Below are 1,583 nucleotides of genomic sequence, written 5' to 3'. Positions count from 1 at the left end.
TCGCGAACGCCCGCTCGACGTCGTCCGCGCTCGCCCCCGGGGGCACGACCAGCAGGTTCGTCCCGTAGTGGTCGTCCTCCACCGCCCGGCCCGCGTCGTCGGCCGCCTCGGCGATCACCGTGCGCGCCGCGGCCGCCTCGGCCGGGGTCACGAACGAGGCGAGCCAGCCGTCGGCCAGGCGCCCGACCCGGCGCAGAGCGGCGGGCACGAGGCCACCGAGCCACAGGTCCAGGGGCTTGGCCGGGCGCGGGGCCACCGAGGCCCCGTCGAGGGTGAAGAACCGGCCGTGGTGGGTGACGACCTCCTCGGTCAGCAACCGCCGGACGACCACGAGCGCCTCCTCGAACACCGCCGCGCGGGGCCCGGGCACGGGGTAGGCGGTGCGCTCTGCCGGCGTCGCCGGCTGCAGCCCGAACACCGGCAGGATGCGTCGGGGCGCGAGGGCGGCCAGCGACGCGAGCTGGTGCGCGACGACGGCCGGGTTGCGTCCGGGGAGCACGACGACGCCGGTGCCCAGCTTGAGGTGCTCGGTGCGGCCCGCGGCCCAGGCCAGCGCGGTGAGCGGCTCGATCGCCTCGGTGGCGATGCGGTCGGGGAACCACACGGAGTCGATGCCGCGCCGCTCGCACCCGTCGACGAGCGTCCGGGTGTCCTCGGCGGGGTCCCCGAGGGTGAGGCCGGCGCCGATCCCGAGTCGGACCTTCAGGTCCGTCACGCCGTCGCCCCGGCTTCCTCGCGCAGGAGCCCGATCCGGCGCCCGAAGTCGTCGAAGAGCCGCCACGACGCGACACGGGAGGCCTCCTGACGTTCCGCGGTCTCGGCGCGCAGGCCCTCGGTGGTGATGCCGAGCTCGTCGAACCGGTCCTCGATCGACGTCCCGGTCCAGCGCGCCACCCACGTCTCGAACTCGGCGGGGGTGATCTCGGGGTGGAACTGCACGCCGAGGTGACGGTCCAGTCGGAAGGCCTGGTCGCAGCGCTCGGAGACGGCGAGGACCTCGGAGTCGGGCGGGGCGGTGAAGGAGTCGAAGTGGAACTCCATCCACGGGCCCTCGGCGATCACCTCGGGCACGTGGGAGGTGATCGTGCGCCAGCCGTTCTCGTGGTGGCCGTCCGCGCGGTGCGCGGCGCCGCCCAGCACGCGGGCGAGCAGCTGCCCGCCGAAGCAGATCCCGAGGATCGGGACGCCGGAAGCGATCGCCCGCTGCAGGTAGGCGATCTCGTCGGCGAGCCACGGCACGGCGTCGTCCCAGGCGCCCTCGGCGGAGCCGAGCACGGCGATCGCGTCGAACCCGGCCGGGTCGGGCAGGTCCGCGCCGGCGACACCGGGCACGATCGCCACCCCGCGCTCCGCCGCCCAGGACCCGAGGGTCCCGGCCTGCACGAGCACCGTCTCGGGCGTCACCTCGTGGCCGATCACGAGCATCGTCGGGGAGTCCATGCGTTGGTCAACGCACGCGGTGGTGGACTTCGTCCCATGAAGCCCTGCGCGTTCTGCGGCATCGTCGCCGGGACGTCCCCCGCCCACGTCGTGCACAGCGATGACGAGACGGTCGCCTTCCTCGACGCGAAGCCGGTCTTCCC

The 1,583-nt window shown here is 74.7% G+C and carries 2 protein-coding genes; both read right to left on the bottom strand.

The genetic code is table 11. From position 1 onward, the window contains the following. Window positions 1–715: LLM class flavin-dependent oxidoreductase (locus AC0CYZ_RS12000; RefSeq protein ID WP_472215566.1), on the bottom strand; the 715-nt coding region annotated here is incomplete at its 3' end. Further along, window positions 712–1,440 carry a type 1 glutamine amidotransferase gene (locus AC0CYZ_RS11995; RefSeq protein ID WP_472215564.1) on the bottom strand — a complete coding sequence of 243 codons (729 nt, stop codon included), beginning with the start codon at window positions 1,438–1,440 and terminating at the stop codon, window positions 712–714. The genes AC0CYZ_RS11995 and AC0CYZ_RS12000, both read right to left, overlap by 4 nt. Window positions 1,441–1,583 lie beyond the last annotated feature (143 nt).

This window comes from Actinomycetospora sp. (assembly GCF_055612215.1).
This window is presented reverse-complemented; position numbering and strand designations above follow the sequence as displayed.